This window comes from Methylobacterium sp. B1 (genome assembly GCF_000333255.1).
Lineage (GTDB): Bacteria > Pseudomonadota > Alphaproteobacteria > Rhizobiales > Beijerinckiaceae > Methylobacterium > Methylobacterium fujisawaense.
Map to the genome: position 1 here is coordinate 1 of NZ_BACT01001004.1, position 1234 is coordinate 1234.

Sequence of the window (1234 nt, forward strand, 5' to 3'; positions counted from 1 at the left end):
CGCGCCGATCACGAAGGCATCCGGGATCGGCTTCGGACGGAACGGGAAGCGGGTCTGGTCCGGGTCGATCACGTATTGCAGGTTCGGCATCAGCCGCACCGCCGGGGTGAGCTGGATGCCGTAGCTCAGCTCCAGGATGGTCTGCAGGGATTCGACGTTCCGGGTGCCGAGCCCGAGCGCCGTGCGCGCCGCCCGGATGTTGGCCGTGCCCAGCGGCGAGAGCTTCTCCATGGCGAAGACGAAGCCGAGGGTGTCGTAGGGCCGGCCGGGGAAGGTGCCGGTCAGCACGGCGCCGCCCTCCAGGAAGTAATCCTGGGTCTGCCGGCCGCCGGTCCCGCCGAGCGCGACGCCGAAGACCGACAGGCCCTGGATGCCGCTCGGGTCCGGCCGCCAGACCATCTGGTCGAAGCGGGCGTAGACCGCCGAGCGGCCGAACCGGGTCAGCGGATCGAGGCCGCTGAAGACCCGGGCGCCGCCCCGCTGGTCGAGCACGGGATCCTTGTAGTCCGACCGGTCGAAGACGACGCCGACGCTGTAGTTGCGCGGCAGCGGGTCATTGCCGAAATTGGTCGAGTAGCCGACTTCCACCGGCACCAGGACACCGGTAGCGCCGTTGGTCGACCAGTCGATCCCGTTCTGCGTCGGCAACTGGTCGCGGGGGTTCACCTCGTAGATGCCGGCGTGCAGGAACACCTTGTCGTTGACCCAGGCCTTGGCATGGCCGCCCCAGGTGGCGATCGGCCAGTAGGTGAAGTTCGTCAGCTTGAAGATGGACTTCGGCGCGCCGCAGGTCGCGTTGTTCTGGAAGTTGCAGTAGAGCGGCGAGGCCAGGAAGTTCGGGTTGGCCAGCAGGCGGCCGACCTCGAGGTCGAGGCGGTTGTCGAACAGCTTCTGCTCATAGGACAGCAGGGTGAGATGGGCGGTCTGGCCGCCGCCGTAGATCTCCTGCACGCTGCCGTCGAAGCCGATGGAATCCTGCGCCAGGCTCCGTCCGTGGCGCTGGGTGACGACGGTGTGGACCGAGCCGCCGTCGATCCCCGCGAGACGCGCGAGATCGGCGTCGAGGCCGAAGGCGATCTGGCCGGCATAGGCCGATCCCTGGCGGATGCCGCCGGACGGGTTGGCGGCGAACTCGCCGGTGTAGTTCAGGATCATGCTGATCCCGTTTGCCAGATCGAGGGTGCCCGGCGGCAGGCTGGGCGGCGTCGCGCTGCTGCCCTGCACGTCGAGGCTG

At 68.6% G+C, this 1234-nt stretch carries 1 protein-coding gene; it reads right to left on the reverse strand.

From position 1 onward, the window contains the following. The coding region (locus tag I53_RS27910; protein WP_051045100.1) for a carbohydrate porin at positions 1-1234 on the reverse strand (1234 nt) is incomplete at both ends.